The sequence below is a fragment of the Rhizobium sp. RCC_161_2 genome, from assembly GCF_041355235.1.
In the GTDB taxonomy this organism is placed as follows: Bacteria; Pseudomonadota; Alphaproteobacteria; order Rhizobiales; family Rhizobiaceae; genus Rhizobium.
The window spans coordinates 136,496-153,269 of sequence record NZ_JBFUPL010000004.1 but is presented as its reverse complement, the minus strand read 5'-3'; the positions used below and the strand labels follow the sequence as shown (position 1 = coordinate 153,269).

11 protein-coding genes are annotated in these 16,774 nt (G+C 60.5%); 10 read left to right on the top strand and 1 reads right to left on the bottom strand.

The window, feature by feature from the left end:
* Positions 1 to 228: 228 nt before the first annotated feature.
* The 6 genes from AB6803_RS12320 to AB6803_RS12295 all read left to right on the top strand — a co-directional run bounded on the left by AB6803_RS12320 (position 229) and on the right by AB6803_RS12295 (position 7,586).
* Positions 229 to 1,473: an efflux RND transporter periplasmic adaptor subunit gene (locus AB6803_RS12320; protein WP_371109158.1), complete on the top strand. Its 1,245-nt coding sequence runs from the start codon at positions 229 to 231 to the stop codon at positions 1,471 to 1,473.
* The gene (locus AB6803_RS12315; RefSeq protein WP_371109157.1) at positions 1,470 to 4,589 is read left to right on the top strand and encodes an efflux RND transporter permease subunit; all 3,120 of its coding nucleotides are present in this window, start codon (positions 1,470 to 1,472) and stop codon (positions 4,587 to 4,589) included. Before AB6803_RS12320 ends, AB6803_RS12315 begins: the two co-directional genes overlap by 4 nt.
* Positions 4,590 to 4,831: 242 nt before the next feature.
* Positions 4,832 to 6,121, top strand: a complete 1,290-nt coding sequence (locus AB6803_RS12310; RefSeq protein ID WP_371109156.1) for an Hsp70 family protein — start codon at positions 4,832 to 4,834, stop codon at positions 6,119 to 6,121.
* Positions 6,122 to 6,176: 55 nt separating this feature from the next.
* Entirely contained in the window at positions 6,177 to 7,067 is an 891-nt protein-coding gene (locus AB6803_RS12305; RefSeq protein WP_371109155.1) for a uracil-DNA glycosylase family protein, read from the top strand.
* Positions 7,068 to 7,215: 148 nt separating this feature from the next.
* Positions 7,216 to 7,407: a hypothetical protein gene (locus tag AB6803_RS12300; RefSeq protein WP_371109154.1), complete on the top strand. Its 192-nt coding sequence runs from the start codon at positions 7,216 to 7,218 to the stop codon at positions 7,405 to 7,407.
* 14 nt (positions 7,408 to 7,421) lie between these two features.
* A complete protein-coding gene (locus AB6803_RS12295) occupies positions 7,422 to 7,586 on the top strand; it encodes a hypothetical protein (RefSeq protein WP_371109153.1) in 165 nt (54 codons plus the stop codon).
* A 106-nt stretch (positions 7,587 to 7,692) separates the two neighbouring features.
* Here AB6803_RS12295 and AB6803_RS12290 read toward each other — a convergent pair whose 3' ends face one another.
* The gene (locus AB6803_RS12290) at positions 7,693 to 8,568 is read right to left on the bottom strand and encodes a hypothetical protein (protein WP_371109152.1); all 876 of its coding nucleotides are present in this window, start codon (positions 8,566 to 8,568) and stop codon (positions 7,693 to 7,695) included.
* A 322-nt stretch (positions 8,569 to 8,890) separates the two neighbouring features.
* Here AB6803_RS12290 and AB6803_RS12285 point away from each other — a divergent pair, with 322 nt between their 5' ends.
* The 4 genes from AB6803_RS12285 to AB6803_RS12270 all read left to right on the top strand — a co-directional run bounded on the left by AB6803_RS12285 (position 8,891) and on the right by AB6803_RS12270 (position 16,774).
* The gene (locus tag AB6803_RS12285) at positions 8,891 to 10,129 is read left to right on the top strand and encodes an MFS transporter (RefSeq protein ID WP_371109151.1); all 1,239 of its coding nucleotides are present in this window, start codon (positions 8,891 to 8,893) and stop codon (positions 10,127 to 10,129) included.
* 188 nt (positions 10,130 to 10,317) lie between these two features.
* Positions 10,318 to 11,412 carry a methyl-accepting chemotaxis protein gene (locus tag AB6803_RS12280; RefSeq protein WP_371109150.1) on the top strand — a complete coding sequence of 365 codons (1,095 nt, stop codon included), beginning with the start codon at positions 10,318 to 10,320 and terminating at the stop codon, positions 11,410 to 11,412.
* Positions 11,413 to 11,580: 168 nt separating this feature from the next.
* The gene (gene pepN / locus AB6803_RS12275; protein WP_371109149.1) at positions 11,581 to 14,229 is read left to right on the top strand and encodes an aminopeptidase N; all 2,649 of its coding nucleotides are present in this window, start codon (positions 11,581 to 11,583) and stop codon (positions 14,227 to 14,229) included.
* Positions 14,230 to 14,458: 229 nt separating this feature from the next.
* Positions 14,459 to 16,774, top strand: a complete 2,316-nt coding sequence (locus tag AB6803_RS12270) for a PAS domain-containing sensor histidine kinase (RefSeq protein ID WP_371109148.1) — start codon at positions 14,459 to 14,461, stop codon at positions 16,772 to 16,774.

Here is a 16,774-nt window from a genome sequence, read left to right as displayed (position 1 = left end):
GCCCCGCGCCGGCAAAGCTTTCCAAGCTTTAATTTTTCACCACCGCGAACTGTGGTAAATTGCGGCGGAATAGCGTTCACGAATTCGCGTTATAGGGACAGAATTACCGAACGTTAGCGGTAACGGCGATGTGAGGAGTTGTAGCGAAACCCGTCTTTGTTTGCGCCGCAATAAATCCACTTCGAAGTCATCGCATTTCCCGCAACTCGCTTCGACCGGTTCTTAAATATGAAGAAATTTTGGCTCTCTCTTGGCCTTCTTGTTATTGCCGCCTTTGCAGTATGGAATTACCGCGACCGTATTCCTTTTATGTCCGCTTTCGTCGACAAGGCATCCGCCAAGACCGAGGATAGCGCCAAGACGGCGGATGCCGGCGGGCATGGCAAACATCAGGCCGCAGCTACTGTCGTCAAAACCGTCGCCGTCACGAAAACGTCGTTGGCCAACGACGTCACTGCCACCGGCTGGGCCGATGCGCAGGATACGACGACGATCGCCGCGCAGGAGTCCGGCATCATCGTCTCGATCGAGGCTCAGGACGGTGCCATGGTCAAAGCCGGCGACCTGATCGCCAAGCTCGATCCACGCACGGCCCAGGCCGCAGTCGACAAGGACCAGGCGACGCTGGCCAAGGATCAGGCGACTCTTACCCAAGCCGAATCCGCCCTCACGCGTGCCAAAAGCCTGTTGAACACAGCCGGCACGCAGCAGACGGTGGATCAGGCCGTCGCGTCGCGCGATACTGCGGCCGCGACAGTCAACGGTGACAAGGCGCAGCTCGCATCCGATCAGGTCCTGCTTGAGAACACCGAAATCCGCGCGCCCTACAATGGCCGCCTCGGCGACGTCGCCCTCAGCGTCGGCGCCTATGTCAGCCCCGGCACCGCGATTGTATCGATCGCTCAGTACAATCCGATCTACGTCAAGTTCCACCTGCAGGAGAGCCATCTGCGCGAGCTGGAAGAAGCGATGCAGGTCGGCTCCGTGCCGGTCAGCACCGTGCCGCGGTCGGAGCAAGGCAAGTCGCGCCAGGGCGCAATGAGCTTTTATGACAATCAGGTCGATGCCGCATCCGGCACCATCCTCGCCAAGGCGAAGTTCGACAATGCCAATGGCGCCATCTGGCCCGGACAATCGGTCAATATCGTCGTGCACTTCAACAACAACCAGCCTGTGATCGTCGCGCCCACGGTCGCGATCAGTCCTGGCGCCGAAGGCTTCTACGCCTTCGTCGTCAAGGATAACAAGGTGCATATGACGCCGGTCACCGTCGCCCGCCAGAACGGTAGCTTCACAGCCGTCGCCAAGGGGCTTTCGGAAGGAGATCACGTCGTGGTCGAAGGTCAGGTGCAGCTCAACGACGGCCAGAGCGTTGTCGAACAGTTCAACGACGGCAAGTCTCAGAATGTTGCCTCGGCCGACGGTTCGTCGGGTCAGAAAACCGAAACGATCACGGTTGGAGCACAGCAATGATCCCCAATTTCTGTATCCAACGGCCGGTTGCGACGACACTTCTGGCCCTGGGTGTGGTCATGGCCGGCCTGGCTGGCTACCAGCTCGTGCCTGTGGCAGCCCTGCCCCAGGTCGACTTTCCGACTGTCAACGTTTCCGCGCAGCTGACTGGCGCCTCCCCGCAGACCATGGCGACCTCGGTTTCGACACCGCTGATCAAGCAGTTTGAAACCATCCCCGGCATCAGCGAAATCTCGTCGACGAACTCGCTCGGCAATACGAGCATCGTGCTGCAATTCGACCTCAACCGCGATATCGACGCCGCCGCCGCCGACGTTCAGGCGGCGATCTCGCATGCGACGCGCCAGTTGCCCGACAATCTGACGACCGCGCCGAGCTACCGCAAGACCAATCCGGCCGATGCGCCGATCATGCTGCTGGCCGTGCAGAGCGATACGATGCCGCGCAGCAAGCTTGACGAGATCGCCGAGGACATCATTTCGCCGTCGCTGTCGACCCTTCCGGGCGTCGCCGAAGTGACTGTGTTTGGCGCCCAGACCTACGCCGTGCGCGTTGAAGTCGACCCGAACAAGCTGCAAAACCGCGGCATTGGCATCGACACGGTCAACACTGCGCTCGTTAACGCCAACAGTCAGGTTCCGGTCGGCACTCTGCAGAACGATTCGCAGAGCATGACCGTCAATGCGAACACCCAGCGCACCAATGCCCAGGAATTCCGCTCGCTGGTGATCGCCAATCCTAATGGCGCGCCGATCCACCTGAGCGATGTCGCCGACGTCCAGGATAGCGTGGAGAACACCAATACTGGCTCCTGGTATGACGGCAAGCGGGCGATCATCCTCGCCATCCAGCGCCAGCCGGATGCCAATACCGTCGATGTGGTCGATGCGATCAATGCCAAGCTGCCGCAACTGCATGCGGAAATTCCGGCTTCGGTGAAAACGACGATCATGAACGACTCGGCACAGCCGATCCGTGACGCCATTTCCGACGTGAAGTTCACGCTGCTGCTGACCATCGGCCTCGTCGTCCTGGTCATCTATCTCTTTACGGGCCATCTGACGGCAACGATCATTCCGGGCCTTGCCGTGCCTTTGTCGCTGATCTCGACCTTCGGCATGATGTATGTGCTTGGATACAGTATCGACAATATCTCCCTGCTGGGGCTGACGCTCGCGGTCGGCCTTGTTGTAGACGACGCCATCGTCATGCTCGAAAACATATTGCGGCATGTCGAGGAAGGCATGCCGGTGCTGCAGGCTGCCATCAAGGGCTCGGCGGAAGTCAGCTACACCATCATCTCCATGTCGATCTCGCTGATCGCCGTCTTCATCCCGATCCTTTTGATGGGCGGCGTCGTCGGCCGTATCTTCAACGAATTCGGCATGGTGGTCGCCATCGCCATCGTGTCTTCGGCGATCGTCTCGCTGACCGTCACGCCGATGCTCAGCTCTCGCCTGTCAGGCGGCCACAGCCGGCCACCGCTGCCCGTGCGTATCTTCAACATCGGCTTCGACTGGACCCAGCGCGGCTATGACCGGGGTGTCGCCTGGTGCCTGCGCAACCGTGGCATCGTTCTTCTCTGCTTCCTCGGCTCGATCGGTCTCTCGGTCTATCTGTTCATGGCGCTGCCGGCGAGCTTCTTCCCAACGGAGGATATCGGCCGGCTGACGATCTCGACCCAGGCCCGCCAGGATATTTCCTATCCGGCCATGCGTGACCTGCAGAACCAGGCCGCCGCACTCGTCAAGCAAAACTCCGCCGTCGCCCATGTCATGTCGATCGTCGGCGGTAATGCTCGACAGCCATTGAACAATGGCACGATGTATGTCGAGCTGAAGGCAAAGGACCAGCGCGAGCCTCTGGATCAGACGTTGCGCGAACTGCGCTCCAGCATCGGTAAGATCGCCGGTCTCAAGGCCTTCATCACGCCGCAGCAGAGCCTGCGCTTCGGCGGCCGCCAGACGGCCAGCCAGTATCAGCTCGTCGTGCAGGCGCTGAGCGCTGACCAGACCAACCTCTGGGCCAACAAGATCGAAGACACCATGCGTCGCGATCCGCGCTTTACCGACGTGACATCGGACGAGCAGAACAACGCGCTTCAGGCCAACATCGTCGTCGATACCGAAAAGGCGGCGGCCTACGGCATCAACAACAATCAGCTGCGCACGACACTGGAAGAAGCCTTCGGCGGTTACGCCGCGGCCCAGATCCAGTCCACGGGCGACAGTTACGACGTCATCGTCGAATATGACACCAGCAAGCCCTGGGATGATCAGAAGCTTCAGGAGATCCAGATCGCCTCAGCAAGCGGCGCGCTCGTCCCGCTGTCGAACTTCGCGCATGTCCAACGCACGACGGGCCCGGTTACCATCAACCAGACCGGACAGCTTGTTTCGACCACCGTGTCCTTCAACCTGCCGGCGGGCGAGGCACTCGGCGACGCCACCGCTCAGATCGAGCAGATCAAGAAGGACCTCAATGTGCCGGCGGATGTGTTTACATCCTATGGCGGCACCGCCCAGATCTTCCAGCAGTCGCAGGGCAGCACGCCTTACTTGATCCTTGCCGCCGTGCTGACGATCTATGTGGTTCTCGGCGTCCTCTATGAGAGCTTCATCCACCCGCTGACCATCCTTTCCGGTCTGCCGGCAGCCGCCCTCGGCGCGCTACTCGCCCTGAAGCTCTTCGGTTTCGACCTGTCGATCATCGCGCTCATCGGCCTCTTGATGCTGATCGGTATCGTCAAGAAGAACGCGATCATGATGATCGACGTGGCGCTGGAAACGCTTCGATCGACCAGCGGCATATCGCCCGCGGAAGCAATCCATGAAGCCTGCGTCCGCCGCTTCCGTCCGATCATGATGACGACCTTCTGCGCCCTGCTCGGCGCGCTCCCGATCGCCGTTGGCGGCGGTGCCAGCTCGGAGCTTCGCCAGCCGCTCGGTATCGCCGTCGTCGGTGGTCTCGTCGTCTCGCAGATCCTGACGCTGTTCATCACGCCGGTCATCTTCCTGGAGATGAACCGCCTGAACGACTTCGTCGGCCGCTTCGGCAAGCGTAAGGAGAAACCTCCGCACAATGATGTGGGACCAACGGCCATTGCGGCCGAGTAAGATCTGACGGGCGCCGCGAGGCGCCCGTTTTGCTTTGGTATGCTCTCGAACCGAAGGAGCGCGAAGTGAAAAGTATGAAGCGGTTTCCGGACAAGAGTGCGCCGAAATAAATCCTCCTTCCTGTCTTGCGCTTGCAATCCAGCCATGCCATGACGCGCCCTCTTTCAGACAGGGGCGCGTCTCGCGTTCCATGAGGGGCATCGGTCCCATTCCATAAAATTTCGACAGAAGGGAGTGCGAGCATGGCTCGGGCGCTTGGTCTTGACTTCGGCACAACGAATACGGTTCTGGCTCTGGCCGACGGTCCGGCGACGCAATCGGTCGCCTTCACCAGTGCTGCCGGCACCGCAGACAGCATGCGCACAGCACTGTCCTTCATGAAGGATCCAGGACTGGGTGCAGCCGCCCTGAAGGTCGAGGCGGGGCACGCCGCCATCAGGCAGTTCATCGACAATCCCGGCGACTGCCGCTTTCTGCAGTCGATCAAGACCTTTGCGGCAAGCGCGCTTTTTCAGGGCACGTTGATCTATGCCAAGCGCCATACGTTCGAGGATCTGATGGAGATCTTCGTGCGCCGTCTGCGCGCCTATGCCGGCGATGGCTGGCCGGCGGAAGTCGGCCGCATCGTTGCGGGCCGACCTGTGCATTTCGCCGGCGCCAATCCTGATCCGGAGCTTGCCACCGCACGTTACAACGAGGCGCTGTCGCGCTTCGGCTTTCCCGAAATCCATTACGTCTACGAGCCGGTGGCGGCGGCCTTTTATTTCGCCCAGCATCTGAAGACGGATGCGACCGTGCTGGTCGCCGACTTCGGCGGCGGCACGACGGACTATTCGCTGATCCGCTTCGAGAGCCATGCCGGCCGGCTGACGGCGACGCCGATCGGCCATTCCGGCGTCGGCATCGCCGGCGACCATTTCGACTTCCGGATGATCGACAACATCGTCTCGCCGGAGATCGGCAAGGGCAGCTACTTCAAGAGCTTCGACAAGCTGCTGGAAGTGCCCACCTCCTACTACGCCAATTTCGGCCGCTGGAACCAGCTTTCGATCTTCAAGACCTCGCGCGAATATGCCGACCTGAAGAAGCTGGTGCGCAGCAGCATGGAGCCGGAAAAGCTCGAGACCTTCATCGATCTCGTCGAGCATGACGAAGGCTATCCGCTCTATCAGGCAGTGTCGGCGACCAAGATGGCGCTATCGGCAGAAGAAGAAGCCGAGTTCAATTTCCCGCCGCTTGGCAAGGCCGGCCGCAAGACGGTACGCCGTAGCGATTTCGAGCGCTGGATCGGCGACGACCTCGCCCGTATCGAGGGCGCGCTGGATGACGTACTGACCAGGACCAACACTTCGCCCGACACCATCGACAAGGTGTTCCTTACCGGCGGCACCTCCTTCGTGCCTGCAGTGCGCCGGATCTTCACCGAGCGCTTCGGTCAGGAGCGGATCGAGACCGGCGGCGAATTGCTCTCGATCGCCCATGGTCTCGCCCTGATCGGCGAGCGCGACGACATCAGCCAGTGGACGGCGTGAGGGTAGTCACGCCCCTGCCCTTTCGTTCTGTTGCGGCTTTGGCTAGAGTTCACCCATGATCTCCGCCAACGACCTCACGCCAGCCGAACTCGCCGCCCTTCTGCATTTTCATGCGGATGCCGGCGTGGAATGGCTGCTGGAAGAGGAGGCCGTCGACCGCTTCGCCGAATTCGAGGCGATGAAAGCCGCTCGACAGGGTGCGCGGGCGGTTCAGCCGCGTGTCGAGGTATCACAACCACAACCCGCCGCGCGGCCGGCAAAGCAGCCGGAGCGGCGTCAGGCGGCGCCGCAAGCGGCCGCCCCGGCAGCAGCGCCCCGCAGCGCACCTGCCATTCCCGACGAACAAGCCATCGAGCAGGCCCGCTTCGCTGCCGAAAGCGCGCGGTCGCTCAATGAACTCAAGACGGCGCTCGAGGCTTTCAACAGCTGCAATCTGAAAAACAGCGCCCGCTCGACCATCTTCGCCAGTGGAACCCCCGAGGGCCGGGTTATGGTGATCGGCCCGATGCCGAGCGCCGATGACGACCGCGAGGGTGCGCCCTTTGCCGGGCGGACGGGACTGTTGCTCGACAAGATGCTGGCCGCCATCGGCCTCAAGCGCGACGATATCCTGCTCACCAATGTCATTCCGTGGCGGCCGCCGGGCAATCGCGCCCCGTCCGCGCCGGAAATAGAAATCTGCCGCCCCTTTATCGAGCGACAAATTACGCTCGCTGAGCCGAAAGCTCTGCTGTTGCTGGGTAATTTCACGGCTCGCCACTTCTTCGGAAGCAATGAGACAATCCATGGCCTGCGCGGACAGTGGCGAGAGGTGACGATATCCGGCCGGGCAATACCGGCGATCGCCAGCCTCCACCCCCAGGAATTGCTCACCGCCCCAATCAACAAGCGATTGGCCTGGAACGACCTGTTGGCCTTTAAAACGCGCATCGACGACGAAGCTTAAGGCTAATTTTTCAGCAGCATTAACGGAATATGAAAGCTGCCATGCATCTTGCGCATAGCAGCACTCCAATTGCGTGCATTGCGAAATCAATGTTGCACTGCAATATATAGTGCGTGTCTTGGGAGGAAGTTTAAAAGGAACCAAGGCCGTGACAGCACGTTTTCGACCTATCCATTGCGGGTTTGATACCCTGCGCCGCGCCATTGAACCTGTGCGCGCCATCAACGGCCATCGCAGCGTCGGTATTGCCGCTAATGAGCAGATGACTGCTCGCGGCACCGGGATTTCCGCGCGCGTTGCCCGCCCGACCGCCATATTCGCCGATTTTCGTCAGTGCTGAAGAAGGATCATATCATGTCTGCAGGATTTCGTTCCCTCTTCACCCTCCTCGATACTGTTGGGCATATCGGCTCGGCGGTTCGCGCGGCGGAAGAATTCGAGCGCTCCCGCGGCCTGCATAAGGTCGCGAAGCGCGAAATAAGCCCCGCACAAGCAGCGGCGGCCGGCATTCCCCTGTAAGTTTGAAAAGGGCGGGATCGATGATCCCGCCCTTTTTCGTTTCGGATTTTCATTATCAATTTTCATGAAGCGCGCGCCGGGCTCAGCCCGGCGCTTTTTCTTCGGATCATTCCTTCGACACGGTACCCGCCATAACGGCTTGCGCCCATTCGAAACCCTCGTCCACAGCCGCGAATTTCACGGCCTGCCAGCCGCAATATTCATCGAGAAAATCACGCGACATCCAAAGTTGCGTCTTCTTCGGTTCGTCGTACCAGCCGATGCAGCCGTGATCGGCGGCTTTGCGCAAAAGGCGCTGCAGATGGGTGCGCGACATCATGAACTGTGCGGCGATCGCACGCGTGTCGATACGGCCGAGATCGATACGACCGTCAGCCTCCGTACCCGGCTCCAGCCGGGACATCAGATTGTCGACTACGAGGCCGCCAGCCTCCGTCCATAGAAACATGCCGACGCGCTCCGGCGGTTCGCGCCAGGCCGTCTCTTCCAGACAGCGGCGTGCCATGCGTGGCTGCGCCAGATCGAACAATCCCGGATGGGCGGCAAGCGTCACGGCACGGTTGCCATTGTCGAGCAGATCGAGAGCGGCAAGATTGGCGAGAAACCAACTGAACATCGCCGCGTGGCTGACCTCCGCCGGCTCGTAACGCCGCGGACGCCGGACGAGGCCGGCGGCGGGAACCAGGAAACGATAGGTCAGCAACTCCTCGATATAGGTCAGCACCGTATTGCGGCTCGCCACACGGTATTGCGTGATGAGATTGCGGAGCTCGACGGCGGTCAGGCCGGAGCCGGGTATAGCGGGATCATATTCCAGATGAAGCGCATAGGCCGTCTGGGTCAATAGCCAGCGCTGTTGCGAGGCCAACAGACGCGCGATCCGCGGTCCGCTGTCATAGCGGTTCCGCAGCGCCTCCGCCAAAAAGCGCAAGGAAGATACGAATTCGGGATGGCGAGCAAGTTGCTCGGCGGGAAAACTCAAGCGGGCCTCCTTATGGCGCCCTTCTTAAATATCAATAGGGAAGCAATTTTTCTAATTCTTACACAACTCTGCCGTCACTATGTAACATATTGGAACAACATAGCATGCTATAAATGCTGTTTATGCAAGAGGTTAAACAGAAAAATTGCCATCCTGACATTTCCGTCGCCCATCTTTTCCATGGCAGTGGGCAGCCGAAGACGGGAACAACCATCCGCGTCACACAGCGTCGCGATTGATCGCGCATCATTGCCGGGTTAGACCAAGATGCGCGGTGGCAATCGGCGCGTTCTTCAACCCAATTCACCGGAATCCCGTTCCAATGCTGGCCAGCCTCGTCTCGATCGCCAGTCTGATGTTGTCAACGCTGTTGATGATGATCGGCTATGGCCTGATGAATTTCGTCGTGCCGATCCGTTCCGTGGCAAAGGGATGGTCGACCTTCACCATCTCGGTGATCGCCACCGGTTATACATTCGGCTTCACCATATCCTGCATCATCACGCCGCGCTTCGTGCGGCGGGTGGGGCATGTACGCGTATTCGGCGCGCTGATCTCGCTGCTCAGTATCGGCATCCTGCTTTGCGCACTGATGGTCGATTGGCGTGCCTGGCTCGCCTTCCGCTGCATCAGCGGCTTCGGCATTGCCGGCGCCTATCTCATCATCGAGAGCTGGCTGAACGAGCGGGTCAACAACGAGAACCGCGCGACCATCTTCTCGGTCTATATGATCACCTGCCTGGTCGGCTCGATCGGCGGGCAATATCTGGTGCCACTCGGCGATCCCAGCAATACGTCGCTTTTCATCCTCTGCGGTATCATCTTCGCGCTCGCCATGCTGCCGACGGCGCTCTCGACCGCCAAGTCGCCGACGCCGATCCATGAGGCCAAGTTCGACCTACCGAAGCTTTACCGGCTGTCGCCCATCGCCTTCATCGGCTCGCTGCTATCAGGCGCCCTCTCCGGCACCTGGAGCAGCCTTGGCGGCGTCTACACCCAGAATGTCGGCATGAACACCGCCGAGGGCGCGACGCTGCTGGCCTGCGTGCTTGCCGGCGGCGCGGTGTCGCAAATGCCGATCGGCCGCATCTCCGACCTTGTGGACCGGCGCTATGTCATGATCGTCTGCGGCGGGATCGGCGTTATCGCCTGCATCATCATGACTTTGTTCGACGCGCATACGCTGATGACGCTCTATGTCGCCGGCTTCTTCATCGGCACCGTGCTCTATCCGATCTACGCACTCAATGTCGCCCATGCCAACGATCGCGCAGCACCAGACGAATATGTCACCATTTCCAGCGGCATCATGCTGCTCTACGGGCTCGGCACCGTCTCCGGGCCACTGGTCGGCGGCGCGATGATGGAATTCGTCGGCCCATCCGGCCTTCTCTGGTTCCTGGCACTGGCCTTCGCACTCTATGCCGGCTACGCCGGCTGGCGTATTGCCAAGCGCAAACCGAATGAAGGGCGTATCGACAAGACCGATTTCCAGTCCATTCCGCTCCCCGTGCGCGGCGGTGAGCCACCCGTTCCTCCGGCGCCGTCGACAGTCGATTGACCGGCCAGCCCCCTTGGCCAAGACTTTTTTTGGGTCAAAACGATATGTCTACTTCATGGCAGGCCGTATTAACCTTTTAAGAACCATAATATTTCAACTTCATTTCACCGCAACTCAATAGTTTCTGCGGCACAACATGTATTTCTAATAACTACTTCAGCTTTTACTGTTTACGAGGTCTAGGTCCGATGACAGCAGCCCCATCGATGAAACGGAGCTCTCAACAACATGCGGTAACGCCACGCTCGATGCGCGTCGTGACCGATGGCATCGGCAAGGACCTCGAGCGCTTCAGCACCGATAACACCCATGTCGTCAAGCAGATCAAGCTTCTGGCGATCAATGCGCTGATCGAGGCTGCCCGTGCCGGCGAAACCGGCAAGGGCTTCGCCGTCGTCGCCAACGAAGTGCAGCGCCTCGCCCAGATCGCGACCGATATCGCAAGCAAATTTCAGGATAACGTGCTCAGCCGCAGCATGGCCGAAGCGCTGGTGGAGGAGATGGAGGGCGTTCGCCTGACCGATCTCGCCCAGACGCTGGTCCAGCTCATCGTCCGCAATCTCTTCGAGCGCACTGCCGACGTCCGCTGGTGGGCAACCGACACCGCCCTTTGGGAAGCGCTTCAGGATCCCCAGCCGCAACGTAGCGCCTTTGCCGCCGAACGGCTCGGTGTCATCAACCGCTTCTATACGGTCTATCTCGATCTGGTCGTGACCGACATGAAGGGACAGGTCATCGCCTCGGCCAATCCCACCTATCAGCGCAAGCTCGCCGGCGCCAATCTTGCCTCGGATCCCTGGTTCAGGGCGGCAGCCAACTGCCGGTCGGGCGATGACTATATCGTCGACGAGGTCCGGCCGAGCGAATTTCACGAGCGGCGAAACGCGCTCGTCTACGCCACCGGCATTCGCGAAAGCGGACGATCGGACGGCAAGCAGATCGGCACGCTGGGTGTCTATTTCGACTGGCAGAACCAGGGGCAGGCGATCGTCGACAAGGAAGCCAACCTGCCGCCGCAGATCGCCGAAAAGACCGTGGTGATGCTGCTTGACGGCAAGAGGCGCGTGATCGCCTGCAGCGACCCGAAACTGATGTTCTCGCATTTCGCGCTTGCCAATCCCGAAGGCATGACGCGGGGAAGCTATTACGACAATAACGGCGCCATCGTCGCCTACGCCAAGACGCTCGGCTATGAGGATTATGATGGTCTCGGATGGTATGGCGTCGTCGTGCAACAGACTGAAGCCGACGATGTGATCAGGACGGCTTTCAACCTGAAATGAAGCACAACCTTCTCGATCAAATACTTTCCCCGTCGACACAAATTGCAGCGGTACGATGATATGACTTTAACTTTGGTTCAGATTTCGATGTAATGATGCGGCGGATTTCACCCAGAGCTTTGCTCCGGATCAATGCCCGCCGCAGTATCAGCCCGATCAGGATAGACCATGCGAACAGACACCGGCCAGATCGTTCATCTGGCAGATTATCGTCCCACCGACTTCGTTCTGGAACGCGTGGACCTTACCTTCGATCTGCATCCGACGGAGACCAAGGTCGAGGCTCGGCTGATCTTTCACCGTCGCGAAGGCATCGATCCGAAGGCACCGCTGGTACTCGACGGCGACGAGCTGGTCCTTTCGGGGCTGCTGCTCGACCAGACCGAACTGCCTGCCGAACACTATACGGCAACGCCCGACAGCCTGACGATCCGCGACCTGCCGGAAAGTGAGCCCTTCGAACTGACGATCACGACAGTCATCAATCCCGAAGCCAATACGCAGCTCATGGGGCTCTACCGCACCAGCGGTGTTTACTGCACCCAATGCGAGGCCGAAGGCTTTCGCCGCATCACTTACTTCCCGGATCGCCCTGATGTTCTCGCGCCCTACACGGTCAACATCATCGCCGACAAGGCCGCCAATCCGCTGCTGCTGTCGAACGGCAATTTCCTCGGCGGCGCCGGCTACGGCGAGGGCAAGCATTTCGCCGCCTGGTTCGACCCGCATCCGAAGCCGAGCTATCTTTTTGCGCTGGTCGCCGGCGATCTCGGCGTAGTCGAGGATACGTTCGTCACCGCGTCGGGCCGCGAAGTGGCGCTGAAGATCTATGTCGAACACGGCAAGGAGCCGCGCGCGGCCTACGCCATGGACGCGCTGAAGCGTTCGATGACATGGGATGAGGAGCGGTTCGGCCGCGAGTACGATCTCGACATCTTCATGATCGTCGCCGTCTCCGATTTCAACATGGGCGCAATGGAGAACAAGGGCCTCAATGTCTTCAACGACAAATACGTCCTTGCCGATCCTGATATCGCCACCGACGCCGACTATGCCAATATCGAGCGGATCATCGCGCATGAATATTTCCACAACTGGACCGGCAACCGCATCACCTGCCGCGACTGGTTCCAACTCTGCCTCAAGGAAGGTCTGACGGTCTATCGCGACCACGAATTTTCCGCCGACCAGCGCTCGCGTCCGGTGACGCGCATCGCCGAAGTTCGTCATCTGAAGTCGGAGCAGTTTCCGGAGGACGGCGGGCCGCTCGCGCATCCGGTGCGCCCGACGACCTATCGCGAGATCAACAACTTCTATACGACGACCGTCTATGAGAAGGGCAGCGAAGTCACCAGCATGATCGCCACCCTGCTCGGCCGCGATCTATTCAAGACGGGCATGGACCTCTATTTCGACCGCCACGACGGACAGGCCGTAACGATCGAGGATTTCGTCAAATGCTTCGAGGATGTCAGCGGCCGCGACCTCGCGCAGTTCTCGCTCTGGTATCACCAGGCCGGCACGCCGCTCGTCACCGCCTCTGGCGCCTACGACGCCAGCGCGAAGACCTTCACGCTATCGCTCGAACAGATGCAGCCGGCCACTCCGGGCCAGACGAGCAAGGCGCCGCTGCACATTCCGCTGCGCATGGCGCTGATCGCCGAGGACGGCACGTTGCTGACGCCGTCATCGGTGACCGGTGCGGAACTGACGGGCGACGTCCTGCATCTGACGGCACGGACACAGGCGGTTGTCTTCAACGGCATCCCGTCGCGGCCAGTTCTGTCGCTCAACCGCAGCTTCTCGACGCCGATCAATCTGCAATTCAGCCAGAGCGCCAAGGATCTGGCGCTGATCGCCCGCTACGAGACAGATCATTTTGCCCGCTGGCAGGCCCTGATCGACCTTGGCCTGCCCAACCTCTTGCAGGCCGCCCGCGATGCTCGTGAAAGCATTCCGGTCACCTGCGATGCCGTCTTCATCGATGCGCTTCTGGCAGCGGCGAAGGACGAAAGCCTGGAGCCTGCTTTCCGCGCCCTGGCACTCGCTTTGCCGAGCGAGGCCGACATCGGCCGCGAGCTTGGCGGCGACAACGATCCTGATGCAATCCATGCCGGGCGCCAGGCGATCCTCAAGCAGATCGCCGAGGCCGGGAAGGACATTTTCGCATCCCTCTACGACAGCACGCAGACACCCGGCCTCTTCAGCCCGGACGCGGCAAGCGCTGGACGGAGGGCCTTGCGTAATGCGGCCCTTACCTATCTCTCGCAATCGGACGATAGCCCCGCCCGCGCCAAGGCGGCCTATGACGGCGCCAACAACATGACCGATCTCAGCGCCGCGCTGACAATCCTTGCCCACCGTTTCCCGGACACGGCGGAGGCCAAGGCTGCCCTTAAGGACTTCCACGACCGCTTCACCGAAAACGCGCTGGTCATCGACAAATGGCTCGCCATCCAGGCGGCCATTCCAGGTGCTGCGACGCTCGATCGCATTCAGAGCCTCATGGAGACACCGCTTTTCAAGCGCGCCAATCCGAACCGTATGCGCGCCCTCGTCGGCACTTTCGCCTTCTCCAATCCGACCGGCTTCGGCCGCGCCGATGGGGCCGGCTACCGCTTCCTTGCGCAGGAAATCCTCGATATCGACCAGCGTAACCCGCAGCTTGCCGCGCGCATTCTGACCTCGATGCGCTCCTGGCGCTCGCTGGAACCAGTCCGCGCCGACCATGCTCGCTCCGCCTTGATGCAGATCGAACGCGCCAACAGCCTTTCGACCGACGTTCGCGACATTGTGGATCGAATCCTCAAGGACTGATTTTCCACTTGCTACCCGGTGATCGAGGCGGGTGATTTGCACCCGCTTTTTCATCCGGAACGAGTCTCGGATGCCGGAGACCTACCCTTACGAGTACAAAAAGCGCTGAAATCACTTATGGTTAACAAAGTTTTACCGACCCCTCTGGACAAGGCGAATCACGAGTGATTCATTAGGGTAGATTCGGGCGAGCGGCGCAGCGAATCACACGAGGGACAAGGCTAGAGCGATGGTGGACGTGCGGCGGGCAACCGCGGCCGAAGGACGGCTGCGTGTTAATTTCGACGGTCTGAAATCCTGGCATAGCGGTGTTAACGACAGAGCGGGCGTCCGCGCGGAGACCATTTCGCGACGCTTTCCGCAAACGGAACATATCCTGAAGCGGGTCATTCCCGTGCTTATCGTCTCCTTTCTGATGGTCGTGGCCGCTTCGCATTTCTTCAGCATGATAACCGAACACGGACGCATGGCAGCCTCGGCCCGCCAGGCGACATCGCTTTCCATTGCCGCGGCGGCCGCCGCCTTTTCCAACGATGCCAGCCTGTTTCGGGCCGGTGACCGCGATGGAGCCGAAAGGAAGCTTTCGACCTACCTGCCGCAGGATCGGCTCGACGCGGGAGCATTCATACTCCTGGTCCAGGCAAGCGGCCGCGTCTTCGGCTCATCCGCTGCCGGTTCCAACTATATCGGCCTGACGATCTCGGATTTCTTCCCCGAGGTCTCGGCTATCCGCAGTTTTGGCGATCATGCCGGCGTGATCGAGACGATGATCGACGGAGTGCCCTATTATGCGGCGATCTCGCTGATCGGCGACAAGGGCGATTTCGTTCTCTCCGCCGCCTCGATGGAGCAGATCGACAAGCTATGGCGCGATGAGCTGACCCTCAATGTCACGCTCTTTGCCGGCATTTCCTCCATCCTGCTCGTCATCCTCTATGCCTATTACACCCAGGTGAAACGGACGCGCGACGCCGACGAGATCTTCCTCGAATCCAATCTACGTGTCGAAACCGCGCTGTCGCGCGGCCGCTGCGGTCTCTGGGATTTCGATTTTACCACCCGCGAATTCTTCTGGTCGCGGTCGATGTACGACATGCTCGGCCTGCCGGCCGCCGACCGGCCGCTGTCGTTTGCCGATGCAGAACGGTTGATGCATCCCGACGATAACAGCCTGCATACGCTGGCTCGCTCGATCACCCGCGGCAGTGCCGGCCAGGTCGACCAGATCCTGCGCATCCGTCATGCCAAGGGGCACTATGTCTGGATGCGCGCCCGCGCCCAGGTCATCCGCACCAATTCCGGCCGCGTCCATATGATCGGCATCGCCATGGACGTCACCGAGCAGCATCGGCTGGCGCAGCGCTATGCCGAGGCCGACCAGCGTCTGGCCGACGCGATCGAATGCACGTCGGAAGCCTTCGTGCTCTGGGACAAGAACGACCGGTTGGTGATGTGCAACGACCATTTCCAGCAGGCCTACGGCCTTCCGAACGGCGTGCTGGTGCCGGGGACGGAACGCGCCGTCGTCAACGCCGCTGCGGCACGCCCGATCATCGAGCGGCGCATCGTCGATCCCGGCCGTTCCAACCATTCGCAGACGACGGAAGTGCAGCTTGCCGACGAGCGTTGGCTGCAGATCAACGAACGCCGGACCCGCGATGGTGGCCTGGTGTCCGTCGGTACCGACATCACCCAGCTCAAGCGCAACCAGGAGCGCCTGCGCGAGTCCGAGCGGCGGCTTATGGCGACGATCAACGACCTCTCCGCCTCCCGGCAGATCCTCGAGCGGCAGAAGGCCGAGCTTTCGACCGCCAACACCAACTATCTCGCAGAAAAGGAACGCGCCGAAGCCGCCAACAAGGCAAAATCGGAATTCCTCGCCAACATGTCGCATGAGCTGCGCACGCCGCTCAACGCCATCCTCGGCTTCTCCGAAATCCTGCAGGACCAGATGTTCGGTCCGCTCGGCTCGTCGCGGTACAATGAATATGCCAAGGATATTCACGACAGCGGCAAGCATCTGCTCAACGTCATCAACGACATTCTCGATATGTCGAAGATCGAGGCGGGCCACATCAAGCTGTCTTGCGAGAAGATGGACCTCGCGCCCCTGATCGAGGAATGCCTGCGTTTCACCTCCATCCCGGCCGCCTACAAGAATATCCTCGTCGAGCAACGCATTTGTTCGGGCATCAAGTTGACGGCCGACCGCCGCGCCATGAAGCAGATCCTGCTCAATCTCCTCTCCAATGCGGTGAAGTTCACCAATGATGGCGGCCGGATCGCGGTACGGACCCGCAAGGTCGAGGATGCCGTTGTATTGACCATCGCCGATACCGGCATCGGCATCCCCAAATCGGCATTGAGCAAGATCGGCCAACCCTTCGAGCAGGTGCAGAACCAATATGCCAAGAGCAAGGGCGGCTCTGGCCTCGGGCTCGCCATCTCGCGGTCGCTGACATTGCTGCATCACGGCCGTATGCGGATCCGCTCGCGCGAAGGCATCGGCACCGTCATCGCCATCCGCATCCCCGATCGGGGCTGA